The organism is Anabaena sp. UHCC 0187, from assembly GCF_009712035.1.
In the GTDB taxonomy this organism is placed as follows: domain Bacteria; phylum Cyanobacteriota; class Cyanobacteriia; order Cyanobacteriales; family Nostocaceae; genus Dolichospermum.
In genome coordinates this window covers 22,434-46,507 of sequence record NZ_VILB01000033.1, presented here as the reverse complement: position 1 = coordinate 46,507, position 24,074 = coordinate 22,434, and the positions used below count along the sequence as shown (strand labels likewise).

The following is a 24,074-nucleotide window of genomic DNA, read 5'->3' as shown; positions in this document are numbered from 1 at the left end:
CTCAGGCTTGGGATACTTTTATGTCCCTTGTTGCTACTACTCGTAAGTTAGGAATCAGCTTTTTTGAATATATCCGTGACCGCATTTCTCAACTTGGGAATATTCCCTCTTTATCAACTATTATTCAGGAAAAATCTGCTCTTAATCCTTTTGGTTTTTCATGGATGACTCAAGAACTCCTTACCCCGGAATATTGAGGGGATACGAAATTTATATACAAAGATGGCAAATTGAATTGCTATGGAAGTTCTTAAAAATGCACCTAAAGTTAGACAGACTTATGACAAAGAATGAGAATGGAATTAGAATTCAAATAATGTGCTGTTTAATCGCTTATTTGATATTGCAGCTAATAGAAATCCCTAGAGAATTTGGCAAAATATTATTAGATCAACTTCGTTATCTTCAGGCATATATGTGTCAAGAAATGAGTTATGTTCACTGGTTTAAAAAACTTATTTGGATCAGATAAAAATGGTACTTATAGGCTAGGTTTATCTTAATATGTAAAGTTTTGTTACGCCATTCAACATTTCTGCTTACACTTTAATCTGAATAACTCTTTCCCCGATATATTGAGGGGATACAAAAAAACCTTATGAAGAGTATGGAAAATAGCTTTCGAGTTGAACTATGTGAGAGCCAGGATGAATCACAATATCCATTGCGTCATGTGATAACTGCTACAACCAAAGAGCAGCTACAGATTTTGGTAGGCTGGAATAATACTGTAACAGACTATCAATGTATTCATGAATGGTTTGAGGAACAAACTCAACAAACGCCAGATCATATCGCGGTCGTGTTTGGTAATGAACAACTGACTTATCAGCAATTGAATCAACGAGCGAATCAACTAGCTCATCACCTACAAGCATTAGGAGTTGAACCAGAGACATTAGTGGGGATTTGTATTGAGCGATCCTTAGTAATGCTTGTAGCACTGTTGGCTGTTCTCAAAGCCGGGGGAGCTTATGTGCCTCTCGATCCGTCTTATCCGAGTGAACGTCTTGCCTATATGCTGGCAGATGCCCAAGTTTACTTGCTACTGACTACGACAAGGTTGTTAGAAACTTCCTCAGTAATTTCCCATATTGCGGAGGGATATTCCATTGTTGATCTGGATAGAGAATGGGAGACCATCTCACAAGTATCGAATCATAATCCAGTCAGTTTGGTTAAGCACCACAACTTAGCCTATGTTCTTTACACCTCCGGTTCCACCGGAAAGCCCAAAGGGGTGATGATGGAGCATTTGGCACTTCTTAATCTCATTGACTGGCATATCCATCATCGCATCACTGGTGCAAAGACCCTGCAATTTGCTCCTCTTAGTTTTGACATCTCCTTTCATGAGATTTTTTCCACTTGGTGTTCAGGTGGCACGTTAGTCTTGATATCTGACGAACAACGACGTAATCCTGAAGCTCTCTTAAATATCATTTGGGAACAAGGGATTGAAAAGCTATATTTGCCCTTTGCAGCACTTCAGCAGTTAGCTCAAGTGGCTATCCGTAGACCGTTGCAAACAAAGCTGCGAGAAATTATGACAGCAGGAGAACAATTGCAAATTCTGCCAAATATTGCTCAATTCTTCCAGCAAACTGGTTGTAGACTGCACAACCATTATGGAGCTACTGAATGTCAAGATGTCACAAGCTTTACATTGTCATCAGACGTGAACGATTGGGATCTCCTTCCCCCTATTGGTCGTCCTATCCATAACACTGAGATTTATATCTTAGATGAGTTGCACCAACTTCTTTCTCCTGGGGTTGCAGGCGAGTTGTACATCGGTGGAAAGGGAATTTCTAGAGGCTATCTTAATCGTCCAGAACTCACCAAAGAGCGATTTATTACCAATCCTTTCGGTTCTGGTCTTCTTTATAAAACAGGAGATTTAGCTCGCTGTTTGCCAGATGGTAACCTTCAGCACTTAGGACGTAGTGATAGTCAGGTGAAAGTGCGAGGATTCCGAATTGAACTAGGTGAGATTGAAGGGCTGTTAGCCAAGCATTCAATGGTGCAAGAGAGTGCTGTCATTTTGCGAGAGGATGTTCTGGGTAACAAGCGGTTAGTAGCCTATATAGTATCATCCCAGGATACGATTACTCATGATTTGGAAGTGATTGTCCACAGTTATTTACGCGATTGTCTGCCTGACTACATGATACCTGCGGCTCTAGTGTTACTTGATCAAATGCCCCTGACACCCAGTGGTAAGTTAGATCGACGAAGTTTACCTGTTCCTAAACGATCGCTGTCGGTATTGACAACTGAACTAGTTCTCCCTCAAACTGAAACAGAAAAAAAGATTACTGAGGTTTGGCAGTATATCCTACAGTTAGATGAGGTGAGCGTCAATCACAATTTTTTTGAGGTGGGCGGCACTTCTTTGTTACTGCTGCAAGTCTATGAAAAACTTACAAATATTTTTGGCGATCGCCTGACAACAATTACAACTTTATTTGAATATCCAACAATCCAAACACTAGCCCAACAGTTAAGTCAGAACACATCAAAACCTAAAGCTACAAATCAGAACTTACTTTCTGGTAACCGCTGCTTTACGGTAGCTCAACAACAAAAGAAACTCCGACAAGCACATCGTGCTCGTCAAAGATAGGAAACGCGATCTATGGTGACTACTTTAATGGGTGAAACACTGATTAATCTACTATTGCTGTGTATTCTTTTGGGGATATGTCTTGTAGCTGAATGGACTTCCCACAAATGGCAGGAAGCTATTCTTTGGCTAAGTACCGCAGGATTACTGATTTTATTGGTTACAGCAATAATTTTACATGACTGGACGCGTGTAGGAATTTTGGTGATTGGCATTTTTTTAGAATCTCTATGGTTCCGACAATCGAATCATTGGACATCGAAGGAGACACTCATAACTTTGGGTATTAATGCGTTTTCCGGGATGATCACGATCTCCCTTCAGGCATTTCTGTTTGGTGTATTGCTCAAAGAGTTTCCGTCAGGAACAGGTCATTGGGGATTAGTTGCCTTATCTACACCTTTGACGTTACAAATTGTTATTTACTTAATATTAGAAGATTTCAAACGGTATTGTTTTCACAGATTAGATCATTCTTCCGCGTTTTTTTGGCGGTTTCACAAAATACATCATGGCGTGACTGAACTCAACTGTATTACTGGCAGCCGTGACCATCCTGTTTTTAATCTAGGTCACCTCACCTCAGATATTGGGCTGGCCTATCTTCTGGGTGTTACCAATGAGGCGTTAGTGATTGGTCTGAGCATTCGTATGGTTTTTGGAGGTATTCTCCCGCATTTAAATGTGGACTTTCCCAATACGAAAAAGACCTTTCCTTGGTGGGCTTACCTGATTGCTACTCCCAACTTTCACGCTTGGCACCACACAGTTCATTGCCGCTATGATGCCAACCTCGCAGATGTTTTTCCCATCTGGGATGTCCTGTTTGGAACCTTTGAAATGCCCCGTGGGAGTTCTTGTGATTGGCAGTTTGGCTTGAATAAGTCTGAACAAATTCCCCAATCAGTTGTCGGGCAAATTGTTTCTCCCTTTCAGACCAGTAACACTATTGCCCCAAACAACTCAATTTAAATTTTCTCTGCACCAGAGTTAATAGGACTTACGCACTATACAAATTAGACATGATATGCGTCAACGGAAATAATCATTTCCAGCTTTATTAGTAGGGTGCGTCAGATGGAAAAATATGGCGAATGTGGTTAAATTATCGGGTCTGACGCACCCTACAAAAGACGAAAAACCGCAATCCATATTTAGTAAATGTTGTCAATGCGTAAGTCCTAGTTAAGTACCTGAGCAAAATTAATTTAACATTTTTAGAACAAACAAAAATCTCTGTATTTCTTATCTGTTCCCTGTTCCCTCTCCCAAATATAAAATTTATTTTGCACGACTACTTACCAAGTTTTCTAGGAATTAAAGATCGATGAGTCTTCTACCAAATAACGATTCACAACAGCAGTTTAACGAATCAGATATTGCCATTGTGGGAATGTCATGCCGCTTTCCAGGCGCAGAGAATATTGATGAGTTTTGGAAAAATCTGTCTAATGGGGTAGAATCAATTTCCTTTTTTTCTGATCAAGAGCTTGACTTCTTTGATCCCAGCCTGCTGAGTCATCCAAATTACGTCAAAGCGGGGGCTGTACTAGCCAATATTGACCTGTTTGATGCCGACTTCTTCAGCTACAGTGCCAAAGAAGCCGAGATTATGGACCCCCAGCAGCGAATTTTCTTGGAATGTGCCTGGGAAGCTCTGGAGAGTGCTGGCTATAACCCAGAAATTCGCAAAGAGTCAGTAGGGGTTTATGCAGGGTCAAGTCTGAGTACCTATTTAATCAATAATGTTTGTCCAAGTCGGGGGTTTTCACCCCAGCGACCATTTCTCAGCCATCGCCTGTTTAGAGCCGCCAGCGATTTACATATAGAACAGGGTAATGGCTCAGATCATTTACCCATGAGGGTTTCCTATAAATTGGGTTTAACAGGTCCGAGTGTAAATGTGCAAACCACCTGTTCTACTTCCTTGGTTGCGGTGCATTTAGCCTGTCAAAGTTTGCATTTCGGTGAATGTGATGTGGCATTAGCTGGAGGTATTTCCATATTTGTTCCCCATCGCATTGGCTATCTTTATCGAGAAGGCATGATTTTGTCGCCAGATGGACATTGTCGAGCGTTTGATGCTGATGCTCAAGGAACTGTTTTTGGGAATGGTGCCGGTGTTGTTGTTCTCAAATTACTGAGTAAAGCTCTTGCAGAAGGCGATACCATCCATGCTGTCATCAAAGGATCAGCAGTGAATAACGATGGGGCGCACAAAATGAGCTACACATCTCCGAGCATTCACGGACAGGTTGCGGCAATTTCGGAAGCCTTGGCGGTATCGGGAGTTGATGCCAGTACAGTCAGCTATGTAGAAGCCCACGGAACCGGAACTGCTCTGGGCGATCCCATTGAAATAACCGCTCTTACCCAAGCATTTCGCCAAAGTACAGAGGAGAACACAGACAAAAATGGATTCTGTGCCATCGGTTCAGTTAAAACCAATATTGGACATTTAGATGACGCATCAGGGATTGCAGGACTGATTAAGACGGTGTTATCGCTCAAACATCATGCTATTCCCCCTAGCTTAAACTTTAGCCGACCGAATCCCAATATTGACTTTGCGAATACACCCTTTTATGTAAATACCGATTTAGCAGAATGGAAGCGCGGCGAAATGCCTCGTCGTGCAGGGGTCAGTTCCTTTGGCATGGGTGGTACGAATTGCCACATAGTTTTAGAAGAATCTCCTCAGACAAGAGCGCGATTACGTTCGCGGAGCGTCCCGGAGGGAACTAGCACTACTGCAAGCAGTTCGCACTCACTAGAACGAAAATTACATTTATTAACATTATCCGCCAAAACAGAGACAGCACTAAAAGAGTTAGTCCAAAGGTATGTGGATTATCTAGATACCAATCTCGATGTGGATATAGGGAATATTTGCTTCACTGCTAATACAGGACGTAAACACTTTCATCACCGATTGGCTATAGTTGCTGACTCTAAAGCGAATGTGCGATCGCAATTGCAGGTATTTATTCAAAACGAGTATAAAAAGCAGAAATTAACGCGCCCCAAAGCTCATGTACTCAAAGCTGTGACTACCAAGAAAATTGGCTTTCTCTTCACTGGGCAAGGCTCACAGTACATTAGTATGGGTCGTCAACTCTACGAGAGTGAGCCGACTTTTCGAGAAAATCTGGATCGCTGCAATCAGATTTTAAATGAATATCTAGAGGTTTCTTTACTAGAAATACTATATCCAGACAATTCAGACAGTCCTTCAGAACTAGATAGTACAGCTTACACACAACCTGCTCTCTTTGCACTAGAATATTCTTTAGCTCAGTTATGGAAATCCTGGGGTATTCAACCCGATGTGGTTATAGGTCACAGTGTTGGTGAGTATGTGGCAGCTTGCATTGCGGGAATTTTTAGCTTAGAGGACGGATTAAAGCTCATTGCCCATCGAAGTAGATTGATGCAAGCATTACCCCAAAATGGTGAGATGGTTGCAGTATTAGCTCCTGAACAAGAAGTGCTATCAGCAATTCGTCCCTATGCTCAACAGGTGTCTTTGGCAGCAATCAATGGAACACAAAGTATTGTTATTTCTGGGCATCAGGAAGCAATTCAAGCCACCTGTGCTATTTTTGAAACCCAAGGGGTGAAAACCAAGAAACTCAGAGTTTCCCATGGGTTTCACTCACCCCTAATGGAGCCAATGCTGGCTGAATTTGAGCAGGTGGCTCGACAAGTCCACTTTTCACCACCGCAGATTCCCCTGATTAGCAATGTTACAGGAGAAATAATCACAGATGCAATTACCACCCCAGAGTATTGGTGTCAGCATATTCTTCAGCCTGTTAGATTTGCTCAAAGCATGGAAAGGCTGGGACAACTGGGGGTTGAAGTATTTATAGAAATTGGTCCTCAATCCACTTTGCTGGGTATGGGTCGTCAGTGTCTCCCTGCTGACGATTATAGATTGTGGCTACCTAGCTTACATCCAGAGCAAGGAGATTGGCAAACATTACTCACAAGTTTAGCTGAACTTTACCTACATGGTGTGACAATCAATTGGGAGGGCTTTGACCGAGACTGCCTACGGCAAAGGGTAGTCTTGCCCACCTATCCCTTCCAACGCCGTCAGTATTGGGTAGACGCTCCAGCTACACATCAAACGCCTGTTGCGTTACCTTTGAACAATTCTAGTACACTCGATGGTTCGCACCATCCTTTACTAGGTGAGCCTTTATCCTTGGCTGGAACTCGCGAGTTACGTTTCCAGGGACAAATTAGCAAATATTTTCCGGTATGGTTAAGCGATCATCGTGTTTTTGAAACCACGATTTTGCCGGGAACTGCTTATTTGGATATGGCATTGGCGGCAGGAGCCACGATTGCCCAATCTGGTCAAAGTTGTCGGCTTGAAGGAGTAACCATCCAGAAGGCGCTGGTTATTCCGGAGGAAGGCGAAACCAAGCCCCTACAGATGGTGTTGCAACCAGAAGACTCGACAACTTACGCCTTCCAAATTTTCAGCCCAGATCCGTCACCACCAGAGGACAAAGGACAACCTGCTTGGAACCTCCATGCAGCAGGCAAACTCTATTTGTCCAAGACAGAAACGCCAGCGACGGTGAATTTAAAGGAACTACAACAGCAAATAACAGAAGAAATTTCCGTTGCTGACCTTTACCACAAGTTTCAACAACAGCAAATTGACTACGGTTTAAGTTTCCGGGCAGTGAAGCAAGTATGGCGGAATCAAGACAGAGCGCTGGGTCACATCGTCCTCCCGGAGTCTGTGGCACTAGACCTAGACAATTATCAGCTACATCCAGTATTATTAGATATCTGTTTACAAGTTTTAGATGCAACGCTTTTAGAAGAACAGGAAGAAACTTATGTCCCTGTCCTTTTCCAGGAGTTACGGTTTTTTGGTCAGCCCAGTAACCAGATGTGGTGTGATGCCAACTTGCATAAGCGTGAATCTGATCGCCCAGAAACCCTTAATGCAGATATTAAGTTGTTCAGTCCTCAAGGACAACTCATTGCAGAGATGAATGGGCTGCAACTGAAACGGGTTCGCCGTCAAACGATGTTCGGCAAGAACCAGAATACTGAGCAGGATTGGCTCTACGAAGTGGAGTGGCGTGAGCAAAACCACAAGTCCATAACGATTGATAACTATCACTCCCAACCTCGCCATTGGCTCATCTTTGCAGATAGTTCTCATATTGGTCAGGAGTTGGCTGCTCTGCTGCGTGATCAGGGTGAAATTTGCATTCTTGTCCTGCCTGGTCAGGACTATGAAGCAATCTCCGCCCACGAGTACCACCTCAATCCTGCGGCCCCTGAACATTTTCAGCAACTGTTGGTATCTCTACCGTTGATTGAGGGAATCGTTCACGCTTGGGGCTGGGAACAGCCAGAAACCCTAACACCAGAGATCCTTGAGCAAAGGGCTTTGCTAAGTTGTGGCAGCGTGTTGCACTTGGTGCAAACCTTGGCAAAAAGCAATATATCTGTACCGCCGCTGTGGATAATCACTAAAGGTGGACAGGCGATCCAAGAACATTCGGTGCAGGCGTTAATACCTTCCCTAGTGTGGGGGATGGGTAAAACAATTGCCTTAGAGCATCCAGCTATGCGAGTAATTCGGATCGATTTAGATCCGGGGGTAACAACTACTGAGTCAGCTCTTGCTGTGTTCGCGGAAGTATTCCCTCCTCTGTCAGCAGATACTATGGAAGACCAAATTGCCTTCCGTAACCAGGTCCGCTATGTAGCTAGATTGGTTCGCCGCCAAAGCTCCAATGCGTTAGGCGGGCAAACGGCATTGGCAATTCCTGAAAATCAGCCCTTTCGGTTGGCGATCGCCAATCGAGGAACACCAGATAACCTGCAACTACAAGCCACTAACCGCCAACAAATTGCAGACGGGGAAGTGGAAATAAGAGTTTACTCCGCAGGACTTAACTTTATTGATGTCTTGAATGTCTTGGGACTCTATCCCGGTGAACCGCCCCTGGGGATTGAATGTGCAGGTGAGATCGTTGCCATTGGTGCAGGAGTGATTGGGTTAGAGATTGGGGATGCAGTGATAGCGATAGCCAGCGGCGGCTTCAGTCAATATGTGACAGTGGATGCTAACTTAGTCGTGCTAAAGCCAACTACCCTCACCTTTGAGGAAGCTGCCACAATCCCAGAGTCTTTTTTAACAGCATACTGGAGTCTGCATCACTTAGCCAAGATTGCTCCTGGTGATCGGGTGCTAATTCATGCTGCTGCTGGCGGGGTAGGTCAAGCTGCTGTGCAGTTGGCACTTCTAGCAGGTGCAGAGGTATTTGCTACTGCTAGTCCCAGCAAATGGGCTGTCCTGGAAGCGATGGGGGTCAAGGTGGTGATGAACTCTCGCACCCTGGATTTTGCCCAGGAGATCATAGCACTCACTCAAGGGCAGGGAGTTGATATTATCCTCAATTCACTCACAGGAGAGGGTTTCATTGCCAGTAGTTTGAGTGTACTTGCCGAAAATGGGCGCTTTCTGGAACTCGCCAAGCGCGATATCTGGAGTCCTGAGCAAATGACGCATTTACGACCAGATGTGTCCTACTTCAAGATAGATACTACCAAAGCTTGCCAAGAGGAAGCACCAGCAATCCAGTTGATGCTGCGCCATCTTGTGCAGCAGTTTGAGAACCATGACTTAAAACCGCTGGCGAAAACTGTCTTCCCCATCCAGTCTGCGGTAACTGCGTTTCGCTATATGCAACAAGCAAAACACATCGGTAAGATTGTTTTAACTTTGCCAGCATCAGCTTTGGTGCAAGGCGATGGCAGCTATCTGATCACGGGTGGCTTCGGAGGATTAGGATTGCTGGTTGCTCGTTGGTTGGTAGAACAGGGCGCACGTTATCTTATTTTGATGGGACGTAGTGATATTCCAGCAGCAATCGCTCCTCAAATCAGTGAGATGGAGCAAGCGGGAGCTACTGTGATCACCATTCAGGCTGATGTGTCTAATTTATTAGAAGCTACAGCAGTATTTTCCCATTTGACTAAAACTGCTCCGCCGTTGCGAGGCATTATTCATGCGGCAGGTGTCTTGGATGATGGGGTACTGCAACAACAAACCTGGCAACGCTTTATACAGGTTATGGCTCCTAAGGTGCAAGGGGCTTGGAATCTCCACACCTTAACTAAGAACCAACCGTTAGATTTCTTCGTGCTGTTTTCTTCCAGTGCATCCTTGCTAGGCACAGCAGGACAAGCCAACTATGGGGCGGCAAATGCTTTTCTCGATGCCCTAGCATCCTACAGACGCAGACAAGGGCTATCTGGCTTAAGTATTAATTGGGGTCCGTGGGCAGAAGTGGGAATGACCGCAAAACTGCAACTGGGCGATCGCCTCCGCCAAAAAGGCGAAGATAGCATTCCCCCCCAACAAGGTTTGCAAATCCTGGGGAAGCTCCTACACCAGTCACCCGTGCAGGTAGGAGTTATGCCGATGAACTGGGAACGTTTTCTAGAAAGACAACAGAGGCTCACTCCCTTTTTCAGCGAGTTGTACGATCCCTTAGCACAGAGGGTTGGGCAGTTATCTGCCATTGAGTTTCGTAAACACTTAGAAACCCTACCTCTTGAAGAATGCAAAGCAGCTTTGAAAACTCATGTGTGTACCCAAGCGGCAAAAATTCTCGGTATCGGGACTCCACAGCAAGTGCCTACGGACCAACGGCTGGTGGATTTAGGACTGGACTCCCTGATGGCAATTGAATTTTTGAGTTTGGTGCAATCGAGTATGGGAACTTCGTTAAGTTCTGTGTTGTTGTTTAATTATCCCACTGTAGATGCACTGGTTGATTATTTGTGCCAACAATTTGTTGCTCCTGAAGATGCTGATAGCCTTCCCATTAGCCTGGGGAAGGGCAGTCATGGGGCTTTGCAGGTGACAAATAATGGGGTTAACACTCAACATCACTCTACGATCATTGCCATTCAGCCCCAGGGGACAAAAATACCTTTGTTCTGTGTAGCTGGCATTTTGGGAAGTGTGTTTGATTTCTATGGCTTGGCACGCCACATTGGTGCAGATCAACCCTTCTACGGATTGCGATCGCTGGGGCTAATGGTTGGGGAGCAAGCCTTAACTCCCATGGCTGATATTGCGGCTTACCATATTAAGGCGATCCAAGAAATTCAACCGCAAGGCCCCTACCAATTGGCTGGGCATTCGTTCGGAGGAAAAGTCGCTTTTGAGATTGCTCAACAACTTAGCCATCAAGGACAGGAAGTATCTTTACTGGCGATCATGGATATTCCTGCGGTACTTGCAGGAAGCGATCGCGTGATCGCAACTTGGGATGATGTACAGTACATCACAAAATTGGCAGAAATTTATGGAGGTGCTAGTGGTAAGCAATTAGAGACTTCCCCAGAGATTTTGTCCAAGTTAGATACAGAGGCTCAACTAAAGCTGTTATTAGAGCAAGTACAAACAACTGGTCAGAAACTAACTCTACCTGAATTGCAACAGATTTTCTCCGTTTATCGCGCCAACATGATTGCAGATACAGCCTATGTCCCGCAGCCTACGGACATTCCTATTACCCTCTTCAGAGGCAAGGAAATGGGGCAGCTCGATTTTCTCCCCGATGCTGCTACAACCCAAACAGATCCCACTTGGGGTTGGCATCAGGTTTCTACTCAACCCATCCAGCTTCATCTTGTCCCTGGCAATCATTTCACAATGGTAAAAGAACCGTATGTGCAAGTTCTGGCTCAAAAACTCAAGACTATTCTGGCATTAAAGGTTGCTGATGGTAAGGTTTAGATTCAAGTTAATAGACCTATTTGTGACTTGAAGCATTTTATGATTCAAGTCACACTATTTGCAAAAGTCTAATACCAATTTTATGTGAGGCTGCACAGTCTAGCCAAATAGATTGATCCCTCTTTATCTGTGTTTATCTGTGTTCATCTGCGGTCGATTATTCTTGATATTTTATTCGCTGTATTGATAATTTACCTGGAAATAATTTCAAAATTGTGAGTGAATAAAAATAGACCAAAGCTGAGAAAAAATCATGTTGACATTTGACGCGAAAGTTCATACTGTACGACCTCTTTCCCAGGAGCAAATTGCTCAATATCACAAAGATGGTTTTCTGATCGTGCGAGGATTTTTCGACCTAGATGAAATTGAGCCACTGCGTAAAGCTTGCGAACAAGACCCAAATGTCATGGGCTATCAAACCAACATCGTTGATAGCTTTGGCAAAATTTATAAGGTGACAACTTGGACTGATTTAGAACAAACCTATCTAGGAGTTTTGCCGAGAATTGCCCGCATAGTAGATGGAACAGAAGCTCTCTTGGGAGAGGAGAGCTACCATTGGCATTCCAAGATTCTCAAAAAAGACCCCTACAGTGAAGGGACTGTAGATTGGCATCAGGATTGCGCCTTCTGGTACCAAAATGGTTGTCTATTTCCCCATTTTGCAACTTGCACGATCGCCATTACTGCAAATACCAAAGAAAACGGCTGTATCCAAATGGTCAAGGGGTCTCATCTCGCTAGTCGCTTTGATATGTCCAGAGGAGATCAAGCGGTATTTGCTGATCCAAAACGTGTCAAAGAAATTCTCAAGCGCCTAGAACTCGTGTATTGCGAGATGGAACCAGGCGATGTGATGTTTTTCCACGGTAATACTTTGCACTGTTCTGGACCCAACCTCACAGATCAAACTCGGACAGTGGTTCATTGTCATTACAATGCTGTTTCTAATGCACCCTTTTGGGTTGAAGGACAGGAGCATCATCAGTACAAGCCCATTCAAAAACTACCTGATTCTGTGATTAAAGATGGTAGCTACACATCCGTATTTGAACAACACAACTTCCATCCAAGTGAAGAGGGAGAAACAGGAGATGGTGGACTCGGTATCTTCAAGAAACAGGATTGGTATGTTAGCTCGGAAGAAGACTACAGCGGCAAAGAAAGCCCCTTTGCCAATCTAGAAGTTTCTGTTTCTGGTTGATTTTTGTCTTGTTGATTCACTTTCATAGGATTAGAATATGTTGTGTAAAGATAACCACGTATTAACTCGCGAAGAAAATAGTGTTTTGAATCTGGAGGAATATCGCCAGGGCAAAACCCATTTAAACAGCCGTCCGCTGTATGTCATGGTGGAATTGACTCAGGGTTGCAACTTGCACTGCACGATGTGTCGTCCCGAAGTCATCACGATTCAGTCCCGAATGATGTCAGAAGACATTTATCACCGGATTGCTCAAGAACTCTTTCCCACCGCTGAAATGGTAGATTTGCGAGGAGATGGTGAAAGCCTGATCCTGCCACAGATTTGCAAATACATTGAAGTGGCTGCTGAATATGGAGTGGCGATTCGCTTTGTCAGTAATATGTCTTTCCAACGCGATGAAGTCATTGATTTACTGATCAAACATGGTTGTTACCTATCAATTTCAGTTGATAGCCCCGATCCAGATGTCTTTGCTCACCTGCGTCGTGGCGGTAATCTGAGCAAGGTAGAACGAAATCTGCGAAAGTTGGCTGCGGGCTATCGCGAACACTGGGGTTCAACAGATCGCATCAATCTCACCACAACCGTGCAACGCCCAGCGCTAGAGTCACTACCCGATCTCGTTGATTTTGCTGCGGATATCGGCATTCAAGAAATTCGCCTAGCCTCAGTTCATGCCTCGCCTGATTCGCCCTTAAGTTTATATAATCATGATGCTGAGGTGGACGCGACCCTCAAGCAAATGCAAGAGCGCAGTCGGCTACATGGGGTGAAAGTCGTTGCCGCCACCCAAATCGGCACTATCCCGCAAAAACCCGACGATAGCTCCGCTTGCTTACATCCCTGGAGTTATGTGTCTTTTAAATATGACGGGTTTATTGGGTTCTGTGATCACTTGATTGGGTCAGGATCAGAAGTTTACCACCTGGGTAACATTGACGAATCTTCTTTCGAGGAAGTTTGGAATGGTGAGAAATGGCAAACTTTACGCCAGGAGCATCTCACCAGCCGTTGTTCCCATGCACCGCATTTTAAAGAGTGTAGCTGGTGCTACAAGAATCGCTATATTGATTTTGAGCATTTCTTCTTACCCGAAGCCAAGGGTCAGATTTACGCACTGTAATCCTCAATGACTCCATAAATCTGATCGTGAGTTCTTTCTCGAAAATGTCTGTTTTATCCGATGCTTCACCAGAAAAGTTACCTATCAAGTCGGAAGATTTGTGGTCTTTTATCTCATTGCTAGGATCACTGATCGCGTTTTCCTTCGTTCCTGTTTTTACCAAATGGGGTGCAATGGAAACGAGTTCAGGAACCGCAATCTTTGACCGCTTTTTTCTAACAACGATCATCTTAGGTTTGATTTGGGGATTACTGGCTATATATCGTCAATTGGCTAATTGTCCAAATCAATCTCCCCCCCTATCTCCGCCGCTTTATCACCGTGTTCAATTACTGGGATTATTTCTGGTAACGGGGAATTTTTTGGCGGGAATGTTGATCACCTTAGCTTGGTCTTTAAGTCAAACCACTGTAGCCAATTGTGAACTAATAAATAATCTCACGCCTGTTTTCACAGTTCTGGGGGGATGGTTACTATTCAAACAGTGCTTTGACAGGCGTTTTCTTATAGGGTGTGCGATCGCCGTTTCAGGATTGTTGATAATCGGATTTAATGACTTTCAAATCGGTATTGATAAGTTACAAGGTGATTTTCTAGCACTTGTCTCGGCACTTTTCCTAGCAGCATATTTACTAGGAGCAGAACAACTCCGAACTCAGTTACAGACAGATACTGTACTGCTAGGATGCTTTGCTTGTGGAACACCATTGACGTTAATGGTTCTGGTAATAACCCAAGAAAATCTACTGCCGACTTCGTTACCAGGCTGGATAGCTATTGTGAGTATGTCAGTTTCCGGTTTGCTTGCTCAAGGACTACTGTTATATAGCCTCAAGCGGCTTTCATCAGGATTTGTCGCCCTGGTTTTTTTACTAACACCATTTACGACTGCCATAATCGCTGGGATAATGTTCTCAGAAACTTTAAGCTTGTCTAATTTACTTGCTTTTTGCGTAGTTGTACTGGGGCTATCTCTGAGTATTTCTAGCTCGTCTGGGGTTAAGGAAATTGAGGAGAGTGTTTAATTTTAGTTCGCTCTCTTTCTGAGAAAGATATTTATAAAGGGACAAAAGATGCTGCTACAAACCAAGCAATTGGGACTTCCGGCAAAATATTATACAGATTCAGAAATCTTTGCTCATGAGCTAAAAACCGTTTGGCGTAGTACCTGGCAATTGATTGGTCGGCAAGAAACTATTCCCGAACCAGGTGATTACCTGACTTATACCTTGGGAGAAGAGCCAATTTTTGTGATCCGGGCAACTGATGGGTCTCTTCAAGCCATGCACAATGTCTGTCCCCATCGTGGAGCAAAGTTATTAGAGGGAGAAGGTAACTGTGCTCATCACAAAATTACCTGTCCTTATCACGCCTGGACATACAGCTTAGACGGTCAGCTTATAGGCATTACCAAGCCTAAGCTTTTTCCGAACCTAGACAAATCCCAAATTCACCTAGTTCGAGCAAGAGTAGAAACCTGGGGTGGGTTTATTTTTGTCAATCCCGATGCCAACGGAGAATCCCTCGATGATTACTTGGCGGGTATGCCTGCTTTCTTGGAACATTATGATCAGGATTGGAATTCCCTCCGAGAAGTTGACCGTTGGTTCTATGATCAACCGATTAACTGGAAATTGATCGTGGAAAATTATGTTGAGGATTACCATTTTGAGGTAGTCCACAATCAGGGGTTTGGGACAGTTTACGATAGTGATAACATCCGCAGCCTCCCCACAGGTCGCCACCTCCGAATTGAGGTTCCCTATACGAATAATCAGGGAGGAGAATTCTTTACCAGTTTTTCAGAAGCAGGGAAGGTTTCACATCAGGGCTATATTTTCCCAAATATGATGCTGAACCCACACAAAAAATTTCTCTCTGTCTTTCATCTGATTCCCTTGGATGCGGGTAACACTAGGGTGGAGATCATTATTTACCAAGCTCCTTCTCAATTTGCAGGTATTCCCTATCGCTCCCAAGAGTTTCGTCAGGGATTTGATGTCCTCATGGAAGAGGATTTTTCCATTTGTCGGCAAATTCAAGCCGGACTCCATTCACGCGCCTATCAGGTAACACAACTTGCCGAGGAGCATGAACTGGGAGTTGATCATTTTCACAACGTTCTCTCGGAATATATCTGACTAATTCGGTCTTGAAACTAGTTATTTGTCAGCAAATATTCAAAGATAACAAACTACAAAGCACAAGCTAGAAGTTTATCCAGGAAGGCAGGAAGGAGGAAGAAAACTGCGCTCTGTTTCCTGCCTCCTTCAACTAAAATCCCATTTTTCCAGGAATCAAATGTCATGATTATCAGAAAATTAAGCGAAATTATCAACTCTGAACGCGATGTTGCTTGGGGCAATGGGCAAAGTCGCCGGTTTCTGCTTGCTAGAGATGGTATGGGTTATTCTCTCACAGATACGATCATAGATGCAGGCACGGAATCTCTTTTGGAATACACAAATCATCTAGAAGCTTGCTACTGCATTGAAGGTGAAGGGGAAGTCGAAGTTGATGGGATTGTCTACTCGATGGAGCCGGGTACTATGTATGCTCTGAACCAACAGGAAAAGCATTATCTGCGGGCAAAGACTCGGATGCGGCTGATTTGCGTCTTTAATCCCCCACTTCAAGGTCATGAGTCCCACAAGTTAGGAAATAAAAACAGTTCCAGTTATCAGATTCAGGAGTTGCCGGCAACTCGGTAGGATTATTCCATATGCAAGGACTAAAGTCATCTCTGATATTAGTTGTGCTGATCGTCCTTTTGTGGCTAGGGTTGAGTTCTTTAGGGTTTCCTACCTTAGCTTCACCACTGACGATTCTGCCTCAACCAGACCGTCCTTTTGGCGGCAAAATCAGTCGAACAGATCAAGATCCCCCCTGATGGGGCTGAGGGAAGTCTCATGACTCATGGTGGACGATTTGGTGGCTATGGGCTGTTTATGGAAAATGGCAAGCTAATTTACGTTTATTTTAGAGAATAGGGAGATTTAATGCAGCAGATAGCTTATAATGTTATACTCAAAATTACTGGCATTGTGGCGATCGCGTCCATCTTTACAGCTACCCTATCCCTCCTTTCCCATCTCAATCTCGACTATTTCGTATTAGCCTACCTATGCGGATTAGGTGTGCTAATGAGTGCAGTGTTTTTTATTTACTTCATCATTGTAAATATTCATACTGTCAGTCCGGTTAAGGTAGAGCAATTAAGTTCAGAAACGCCAGAAGTTGCCGTTATCGTTCCTATTTATAACGAAGATATTCATTTTTTAAAGGCAACAGTTGACAGCATTGTTGAGCAGGATTATCCCATAGATAAAATTAAGCTGTTCATTGCTAATGATGCTCGCAGAGATGAGATTGCAACGTTTACAACCATTTTGCAGTCTGCTTACCCAAAACTCTCCTGCTATCATGTTCTACCACCTTCTAAAGATTCTTCAGATCGGGAAGGTGAGGCAAAAGCTGGCGCACTCAATGCAGCTTGGAAGGAACTTCGTAATCTTTTTCCCGGTATAAATTACATAGAAACACGAGACTGTGATGATTGTGTAGGTGATCCACAGTTTCTGAGAAAATGTACAACCTATCTGATTAATCACCCCACTGTAGGCTTAGTACAAACTTATAAAGAAACGCAGCTTGTAGACGAGTCAGATCCCTTTGATACGCGAGAGGTATTTTTACAATCTTATGTTCTACCGGGGAAAATATGGTTAGGAGGCGTGTTTTCACTGGGATCAGGGACTGTCTATCATCAGCAATCACTTGTGGATGTAGGGGGCTTTGATGCTTGGAATATGGTTGAAGATGTAACCACTACAGTCCGTATTCTCCAAAAAGGTTGGACTTCTCAAGCACTTGATTTGGTAGGTGTCTCCACTCAAGCCCCTGTGACTGATCTGGAAAACTTTTTAAAGCAACGTTCTGTTTGGTCTTTAGATGCTTTGCGATTAGTATTTTTTGCTGATTTGTCAGGACTGAGCCTTAAGCAACAGCTAGCTTTTTGTACAAAAGGGATAAAAGAACTGCTCTATCCTATATCAATATTTCTCTTGAATGTGACGATCGCTATTTCTTTAATAATTGGTAAACCAATGTTTCTGAGTGTACCGCCAATTGTCTTTGTAGCGATCGCCGCAATAGCTCTTTTCGAGTTAGTTACTCTCAAAGGTAATATGATCTTTGGTTGGAAACACAAAACCCTGGAATTAGCTCTTCTATTTGCCAATCTTAAAATGATTGGGGTTGCTATTATGAATGGCAAGAACAAGAAACCCAAATACGTTGTAACCAGAAAGACGGCTAAATATCAATCCTATCTTCACTATTGTCAATTTCATGCTGCACTCTTAGTTCTATTGCTTTTAGGACTTGTTCGAGTTTTAATCACAGGAATAGTCCTAGAACATAGCATATTCTTTGTAGCTGCTATTTACTGGTCAATCAGATTAGTTGATGTCATGCGTTTAGCTTTGTATCAACCTCGCCCAAAGGATATAATGGCGTGAATAAACATAGTGAATTGATTACTTGGTTGTCGCTCACCTTAACATTTTTGATCATCTAGTATTTGTTTAATTAAGATTGAGAATTCAAACCCATGAAAATGCAAGAATCTGGTGTGACTGTTTGGTTTACTGGTTTAAGTGGTGCTGGTAAAACTACTATTTGTAGAGATGTAGAGCAAAAGCTTCGGGAACAGGGCAATAAAGTTGAAGTTCTTGATGGTGATATTGTCCGTCAGAACTTAACTAAGGGTTTAGGTTTCAGCAAGGAAGATAGAGACGAAAATATTCGTCGTATAGGCTTTGTTGCTCAATTATTGACTCGCAATGGTGTGATTGTTTTAGTTGCAGCCATTTCTCCCTACCGAGATATCCGTAATGAAGTTCGGCAGAAAATTGGTAATTTCATTGAGGTTTATGTCAATACTCCGTTAGATGTTTGTGAACAACGAGATGTCAAGGGCTTATATCAAAAAGCTAGATCAGGGGAAATTAAAAACTTCACTGGAATTAATGATCCCTATGAACCACCAACTTATCCAGAAGTTGAATGTAAAACAGATCATGAGAACCTAGATGAGAGTGTAAGCAAAGTTTTAAAGGCAATATTTGAAGTTAATAACGATACTGCTAGATTGCTTACTCACGCACAGGTTCATTGTGTATAGTTATTCTATCTCTAATACACCTATAACTTGGTTGAAAAGTTGCTCTTGATGATCTGTTGAGGATGACTAGAGAATTGATTTAATTCATGTCTATTTCAAATGGCTTAAAAAATGAAAATTGCAATCATTATAGTCTATTTTGGGCAATGGCCTGTATGGTTTCCAGCTTTTCTGGAATCCTGCCGATATAACTCTTCAGTGAATTGGCTATTTTTTACCGACACAAGGCTGAAATCATGTATCTTCACTTCATGACTTGGAAAGATACATTAAAAACGTGCCATTTTGATTACTCAAGCAAACCTGATTCTTTTTATATCTCCTATTCTCATATTGGATTAACTCACTCTTCTCTCGTCTAACGATTCTTATCCCACTGTCAAAGAAGTAACTTTCCCACCTGATCCGACTACTCCCGTGGATCTAACTCAATACCGTATTCAGTCCATTAACTCACATAAGACTTTATATATACATCATGACTCAAACAGCAATTTCTCAATCTGAGAATAGTGTCGATATTGGCTTACTAGCTCGTGATGCTGGTATTGCCTTAATTTTACAGGCGAGTGGTGATGCCCTTGCCTATATGCTTCAATTTGCACTGATCTGGTGGATGGGGTCAACCGAATATGGTGTTTATAATTACGCACTCTCTTGGTCCTACTTATTAGCAATTTTTGCAGGTTTAGGTTTGCCTCATGCGGTTTTGCGCTTGGTTTCAGAATACAAGGTTCAACAAAATTGGGGGATGTTGCGGGGGATAATTCGGGGAAGTTGGCTACTGGTTTTTCTATCAGGCTGCGTGGTTTCTCTTCTAGGAAGTGTGATTGTTTTAATCATTAATCGGTATTACGAATCGGACTATACGACTCCTCTGCTCATTGGTCTGTGGATGGTGCTATTACAGGCTTTAACTCAGCTACAGTTAGAAACTTCTAGAGCCTTGGAAGATATTACACTAGCCTTTGCACCCTCACGTATTTTATCGCCTGCCTTAATTCTGCTTGGAGGTTTTCTTCTTTTCACCAAAAACCATTCTTTGAGCAGTGTACCAGTAATTTTGCTGTCAACACTGATCTTACTGGGAGTTGTTTTGTTGCAGTTATGGTTGTTGAGAAGAAAGCTCAACCAAACTGTTGAAGCTGCCACGCCTACCTACGCTTATCGTGAGTGGTTAAACCTTGCTCTCCCTTTATTGCTTCAATCTGCTTTCATTGTGATTTTGTTTCGTACTGACATTTTGATGATTGGTTCGTTAGTTGGTGCAGAAGCAGCAGGCGTTTACTCCGCAGCTAGCAACACTGCCGTGTGGGTTGCCTTCTTTTTGCAAATTATCAATATTGTGGCAGCACCTGCATTTGCAACTCTCCACGCTCGCGGTGATCACCAGGGACTACAAGCGGTTGTATCAACTACAGCTTTGTGGGTTCTCTGGCCATCTCTAATTATTGCAGCCATCTTGATCATTTTTTCCCGGCCAATTCTAGCGATGTTTGGACCAGAGTTTGTCGCAGCCGACTGGGTGCTAAAAATTCTAGTGATTGGTGAAGTGATTAATGTTTTATTTGGTCCTGTGAGCTTTTTACTGGGGATGACCGGACATCAAAATAAGTCAGCAATCGTATTTGCATTTAGCGCTTTAATTAATCTAATTCTCAATCCGATTGGAATCATGTTTTTTGGAATACTGGGTTCCGCAATGGCAACGGTTTTTTCCATGTTCGTTTGGAAAGTTTGGTTAAGTATTTTAGCAAAGAACAATGTGGGAGTTAATTCTTGGGCTTTGTATGGTTTATTTAATTTAGAAGAAAAGAGGAACCAGGAAAAGCACGCGCCTTGAACACAGAATACCGATTCAGTATTTCTGTTATAGTTGCCTTACCAGAATCATCATTTAGTATGATTGAATAGAATATTAATTTGGTCTATTTAACAAAAATGAAGCTCAAAGGATTGTCAGCTTATCTTCAGGAAAAGAAACACATACCAGCACTAGCTAATATAGATGGAGATAGGGAAAAGATAGTTAAAGATTGCATTTTCATCACAGCTCGCTATAGAACAGGTTCAACTTACCTGTATTCTTTGTTTTCGAGCCTAGCCAATACCATTGCTTTTTACGAGCCTTTGAACTATCACGTATTGGATTGGTTGGAAAAAGATGATTTGGAACATCAAAAAACTCAACTGTGGCTGTCTCATAACCTTCAGGATGGTTATTTTTATGAGTACAAATCTCTTGAGCGTGAGGTTTTAACAAAATACTTCAAGCGAAAGTTTGGAATTGAAAGGATGGTTTTGTCTGCAACTGAAGATCACTCTGAGTTGAAAGATTATCTCAATTTTTTACTTTCAACCTATCCTCAAAAATTGAAAGTTTTACAATTTAATCGCATTGATTTTCGTCTGGCTTGGATTAAAGCTAATTTTCCGGGAGCCTTAATTGTGAATTTAAGACGTAATCCTAGGGATATTTATGCTTCTTTCGTTGGACTTTACTTACGTTCTGGCAATGGCGATCGCACCAATTTAAATGATGGAATTGAGAAAGTCATTGACTTTGTAGGGTTAAATGAAGAACTAAATGCACTATCAGAAGTGTCAGTTCCTCAATTTTCTCTCCATGACCTTAACAGCTATGAAAAGATATATCTACTCAATCAGTTGAGTCATCAATGGTCCGATCAGTTTGCTGATCTCGTGCTTGAGTATGAAGCATTGATTCAAGACCCTGTTGGGGAATTGTCTAAAATCATATCCCACATTCCAAAATTTGAATTAAAATTTTCTGGTGAAATGCCAAAACCAAGAAAAGACAGAATAAATGTTTGGCAAGAATATCATCCAGAAATCTGGTTTCAAGAGTGTGAAGTTAAGTGTAATTCCTTACTAGAAAAACACTTTTAGTTGAAGATAAAATCTTCAAATAGAGAATCTATTTCATGATAAAATACTGTAGTAAAAAGTGAAATTATTAAACTCAAAACCAGAGCTTATCTTAACCAAACTGCTTCAAAATGGCTTGCGTCAATTGGGTTTGTTAGAGCCTCATTAAGATATCTCTTTTGGTATTTATTTGGTATCAAGACCTCAAATTTTTTCTCAAGGCGAAAACTTTAGAGACTGTCTTTGATGTGGATGCCCATGTTGGACAAACAGCTAAGCTAATTACTCAACACTTTCCTGATAGCACAATCTATTCATTTGAGCCTGTTCCCAAAACGTTTGACTTATTGACTGAGCGGATGAAGCCTTTTACAAATGTTAAGTCAGTTAAGATCGAGTTTTTGTACTCTATCTGTGGATTTTTCGCTTGCGTGCCGCCATGTTTTTTACGTGTTATACTAAGTTGTCTTGGATTGTATTATTGGCTTGGAAGTCAATGCAGTAGTGAATTTAATTGCAAATAAAACTAACTTTGGTAATTTAGTATCATGTTCAAATTTTAGGTGATTCTTGCCATTGTGGCTCGACTGACGTTGATTTACTTTTTTCCCGATCTTCGGCTTTGTTTGCATGTGGGAACGGCTCATTTGGGATTTCTTTTTCTAAAAAGGGACACAGACGCTCCCATCCATCTCCCTTTGCCAAATTTAAAATCAATAAATCACTTGGGCGTTCTTTAAAGTAAGCGAGAACTTCCTTATTGTGGTTTTCAAATCTGTTAACATATATTTCTTCATTGCCCTTCGGACAACCAACACCATATATCCATTTTCTCATGGGAGTTTCCTGAACCCCGAAGTGACGCACTTGACTTCTAATCCAAGACTTTGAATCTCTTAATGTAAGTATAAATTTACTACCGGGATATTTTGTGTCCAATTCTTTGTAAATGATTGGCCAAGGGTTATCTTGAAAGGCATCGTACTGCTCTACAAGAGCATAGGCCATGACAAATACGTTTTGGCTAATATTCAGGTCTTGTACACCATTTGGGCCAGTGACGCTATAGCCAAGCTTCTTTAATGCTACAGCAAGGGATGTTGTGCCAGTTTTGTGAAAGCCAATACAAAATATTTTTGTTAACATGGGGTTGTTTGCATAACCCCTCGAAAAAGGGGATTAAGAGTTTAATGGCTGAAAAGTGGCAGATATATGTCTCATTACTCCTTAGACTTTGAGGGAATTGCATTTTGAGACATAAAAAGAGAGATAATAAAGGTCTGTCTCAGAAAGTACAGTTTCTGAGACACGGTTATGGGAAAATCTTTGCTAACAAGGATTTGAAGGTAATAATGCCAAACCTCGTTTTTGCTATTCCCCCTTTTCGAGGGTTTGTACAAAAAACCCCAGAAGCTTTTGCTCTACTGCTTTGCAAATAGTAGTTTTACCAGCACCACTTAAACCAGTAAACCAAACAGTCACACCAGATTGTTGCATTTTCATGAATTGAAATCCTGATTTAATTTAAATTAGACCAATATTGATGTTAATTGTCAATATTTACAGCTTATGTGTGATACCAATTATTTGTGAGGGTGCATATTATTTATTTCCACCCCACCCCTAGCCCCTCCGGTGCAAGCGAGGAGGGGAACTGGATTTCCAGTTAAATTGTATTTATGCATCTTGCTCTTCAATTGGTCTGAGGTTGATACAAAGCTAAACGCATGACATCAACTAATCTAATTGACCAGTAAATAGCCGCTACCAAGAATATGCTATGTTCTAGAGCTATTCCTGTGGATATAACTCGCACAATTCCCATGATTAATAGAATTAAGAGAGCAATATGTAATCGACAATAGCGAAGATAGGATTGATGTTTAGCCGTCTTTCTTGTCACAACGTACTTGGGTTTTTTGTTTCTGCCATTGACAATAGCAACCCAAACCATTTTGAGATTAGCAAATAAAAGGGCTAATTCTAGGGTTTTGTGTTTCCAACCAAAAAGAATGTTACCTTTAAAAACCAATAACTGGGGTCAAATGAGCAGCCATACAGAAAGTTACGATAAGGACTTTATGAACTGCTAGTAACATCCTGATTGGCATGGATAAAACTGTACCATTTGAACGCCTCTAGTTTTTGTAGCCTGAAATCCTTATGGCTACGTTGTCAAATGCTGTATTAAATAAACTTGGGGTTAATTGGTACGTTGAGAATTACCAAAAATATTGATTGACAGAATGC

General features: G+C 42.3%; 16 protein-coding genes and 2 pseudogenes. 15 read left to right on the top strand and 3 right to left on the bottom strand.

Features of this window, described 5'->3' with window-relative positions; all coding sequences use genetic code 11:
* From FJR11_RS22085 to FJR11_RS22020, 15 genes and pseudogenes are all read left to right on the top strand, one after another.
* Window positions 1–197: pseudogene (locus FJR11_RS22085) on the top strand (hypothetical protein); the annotation flags it as partial.
* Window positions 198–205: 8 nt separating this feature from the next.
* Window positions 206–472: pseudogene (locus FJR11_RS22080) on the top strand (transposase); the annotation flags it as partial.
* Window positions 473–607: 135 nt separating this feature from the next.
* Window positions 608–2,626: an amino acid adenylation domain-containing protein gene (locus FJR11_RS22075; protein ID WP_168507641.1), complete on the top strand. Its 2,019-nt coding sequence runs from the start codon at window positions 608–610 to the stop codon at window positions 2,624–2,626.
* Window positions 2,627–2,638: 12 nt separating this feature from the next.
* Window positions 2,639–3,598 carry a sterol desaturase family protein gene (locus FJR11_RS22070; protein ID WP_168507639.1) on the top strand — a complete coding sequence of 320 codons (960 nt, stop codon included), beginning with the start codon at window positions 2,639–2,641 and terminating at the stop codon, window positions 3,596–3,598.
* Between the two features lie 355 nt (window positions 3,599–3,953).
* Window positions 3,954–11,417: a type I polyketide synthase gene (locus FJR11_RS22065; protein ID WP_168507637.1), complete on the top strand. Its 7,464-nt coding sequence runs from the start codon at window positions 3,954–3,956 to the stop codon at window positions 11,415–11,417.
* A 253-nt stretch (window positions 11,418–11,670) separates the two neighbouring features.
* Entirely contained in the window at window positions 11,671–12,624 is a 954-nt protein-coding gene (locus FJR11_RS22060; protein ID WP_168507635.1) for a phytanoyl-CoA dioxygenase family protein, read from the top strand.
* A gap of 37 nt (window positions 12,625–12,661) precedes the next feature.
* A complete protein-coding gene (locus tag FJR11_RS22055) occupies window positions 12,662–13,750 on the top strand; it encodes a radical SAM protein (protein ID WP_168507633.1) in 1,089 nt (362 codons plus the stop codon).
* 44 nt (window positions 13,751–13,794) lie between these two features.
* Window positions 13,795–14,775, top strand: coding sequence for a DMT family transporter (locus FJR11_RS22050; protein ID WP_168507631.1), 981 nt, complete (start codon window positions 13,795–13,797; stop codon window positions 14,773–14,775).
* A 48-nt stretch (window positions 14,776–14,823) separates the two neighbouring features.
* Window positions 14,824–15,891, top strand: coding sequence for an aromatic ring-hydroxylating dioxygenase subunit alpha (locus tag FJR11_RS22045; RefSeq protein ID WP_168507629.1), 1,068 nt, complete (start codon window positions 14,824–14,826; stop codon window positions 15,889–15,891).
* 165 nt (window positions 15,892–16,056) lie between these two features.
* Complete coding sequence (locus tag FJR11_RS22040; protein ID WP_168507627.1) at window positions 16,057–16,461, top strand: ectoine synthase; 405 nt, start codon at window positions 16,057–16,059, stop codon at window positions 16,459–16,461.
* 288 nt (window positions 16,462–16,749) lie between these two features.
* Window positions 16,750–18,270 (top strand): glycosyltransferase, encoded by a 1,521-nt coding sequence (locus FJR11_RS22035; RefSeq protein ID WP_168507625.1) that lies wholly within the window; start codon window positions 16,750–16,752, stop codon window positions 18,268–18,270.
* 98 nt (window positions 18,271–18,368) lie between these two features.
* Window positions 18,369–18,935, top strand: coding sequence for an adenylyl-sulfate kinase (gene cysC / locus FJR11_RS22030; RefSeq protein ID WP_168507645.1), 567 nt, complete (start codon window positions 18,369–18,371; stop codon window positions 18,933–18,935).
* 111 nt (window positions 18,936–19,046) lie between these two features.
* Window positions 19,047–19,190, top strand: a complete 144-nt coding sequence (locus tag FJR11_RS23950; protein ID WP_371417607.1) for a DUF6625 family protein — start codon at window positions 19,047–19,049, stop codon at window positions 19,188–19,190.
* A 223-nt stretch (window positions 19,191–19,413) separates the two neighbouring features.
* Window positions 19,414–20,778 (top strand): oligosaccharide flippase family protein, encoded by a 1,365-nt coding sequence (locus FJR11_RS22025; RefSeq protein ID WP_168507623.1) that lies wholly within the window; start codon window positions 19,414–19,416, stop codon window positions 20,776–20,778.
* 98 nt (window positions 20,779–20,876) lie between these two features.
* Window positions 20,877–21,845 carry a sulfotransferase gene (locus FJR11_RS22020; RefSeq protein ID WP_168507621.1) on the top strand — a complete coding sequence of 323 codons (969 nt, stop codon included), beginning with the start codon at window positions 20,877–20,879 and terminating at the stop codon, window positions 21,843–21,845.
* 531 nt (window positions 21,846–22,376) lie between these two features.
* On the opposite strand, the gene FJR11_RS22015 is transcribed toward FJR11_RS22020, so the two are convergent.
* From FJR11_RS22015 to FJR11_RS22005, 3 genes are all read right to left on the bottom strand, one after another.
* The gene (locus FJR11_RS22015) at window positions 22,377–22,970 is read right to left on the bottom strand and encodes a sulfotransferase family protein (RefSeq protein ID WP_168507619.1); all 594 of its coding nucleotides are present in this window, start codon (window positions 22,968–22,970) and stop codon (window positions 22,377–22,379) included.
* A gap of 225 nt (window positions 22,971–23,195) precedes the next feature.
* Entirely contained in the window at window positions 23,196–23,327 is a 132-nt protein-coding gene (locus FJR11_RS22010) for an adenylyl-sulfate kinase (RefSeq protein ID WP_254444821.1), read from the bottom strand.
* A 190-nt stretch (window positions 23,328–23,517) separates the two neighbouring features.
* Window positions 23,518–23,778: a hypothetical protein gene (locus FJR11_RS22005; RefSeq protein ID WP_168507617.1), complete on the bottom strand. Its 261-nt coding sequence runs from the start codon at window positions 23,776–23,778 to the stop codon at window positions 23,518–23,520.
* Between the last annotated feature and the right edge of the window lie 296 nt (window positions 23,779–24,074).

Bases quoted from the DNA above. Each gene is read 5' to 3' on its own strand.
- FJR11_RS22075 (WP_168507641.1), top strand. From the start codon at position 608: ATGGAAAATAGCTTTCGAGTTGAACTATGTGAGAGCCAGGATGAATCA.
- FJR11_RS22070 (WP_168507639.1), top strand. From the start codon at position 2,639: ATGGTGACTACTTTAATGGGTGAAACACTGATTAATCTACTATTGCTG.
- FJR11_RS22065 (WP_168507637.1), top strand. From the start codon at position 3,954: ATGAGTCTTCTACCAAATAACGATTCACAACAGCAGTTTAACGAATCA.
- FJR11_RS22060 (WP_168507635.1), top strand. From the start codon at position 11,671: ATGTTGACATTTGACGCGAAAGTTCATACTGTACGACCTCTTTCCCAG.
- FJR11_RS22055 (WP_168507633.1), top strand. From the start codon at position 12,662: ATGTTGTGTAAAGATAACCACGTATTAACTCGCGAAGAAAATAGTGTT.
- FJR11_RS22050 (WP_168507631.1), top strand. From the start codon at position 13,795: ATGTCTGTTTTATCCGATGCTTCACCAGAAAAGTTACCTATCAAGTCG.
- FJR11_RS22045 (WP_168507629.1), top strand. From the start codon at position 14,824: ATGCTGCTACAAACCAAGCAATTGGGACTTCCGGCAAAATATTATACA.
- FJR11_RS22040 (WP_168507627.1), top strand. From the start codon at position 16,057: ATGATTATCAGAAAATTAAGCGAAATTATCAACTCTGAACGCGATGTT.
- FJR11_RS22035 (WP_168507625.1), top strand. From the start codon at position 16,750: ATGCAGCAGATAGCTTATAATGTTATACTCAAAATTACTGGCATTGTG.
- cysC (WP_168507645.1), top strand. From the start codon at position 18,369: ATGCAAGAATCTGGTGTGACTGTTTGGTTTACTGGTTTAAGTGGTGCT.
- FJR11_RS23950 (WP_371417607.1), top strand. From the start codon at position 19,047: ATGAAAATTGCAATCATTATAGTCTATTTTGGGCAATGGCCTGTATGG.
- FJR11_RS22025 (WP_168507623.1), top strand. From the start codon at position 19,414: ATGACTCAAACAGCAATTTCTCAATCTGAGAATAGTGTCGATATTGGC.
- FJR11_RS22020 (WP_168507621.1), top strand. From the start codon at position 20,877: ATGAAGCTCAAAGGATTGTCAGCTTATCTTCAGGAAAAGAAACACATA.
- FJR11_RS22015 (WP_168507619.1), bottom strand. From the start codon at position 22,970: ATGTTAACAAAAATATTTTGTATTGGCTTTCACAAAACTGGCACAACA.
- FJR11_RS22010 (WP_254444821.1), bottom strand. From the start codon at position 23,327: ATGAAAATGCAACAATCTGGTGTGACTGTTTGGTTTACTGGTTTAAGT.
- FJR11_RS22005 (WP_168507617.1), bottom strand. From the start codon at position 23,778: ATGGTTTGGGTTGCTATTGTCAATGGCAGAAACAAAAAACCCAAGTAC.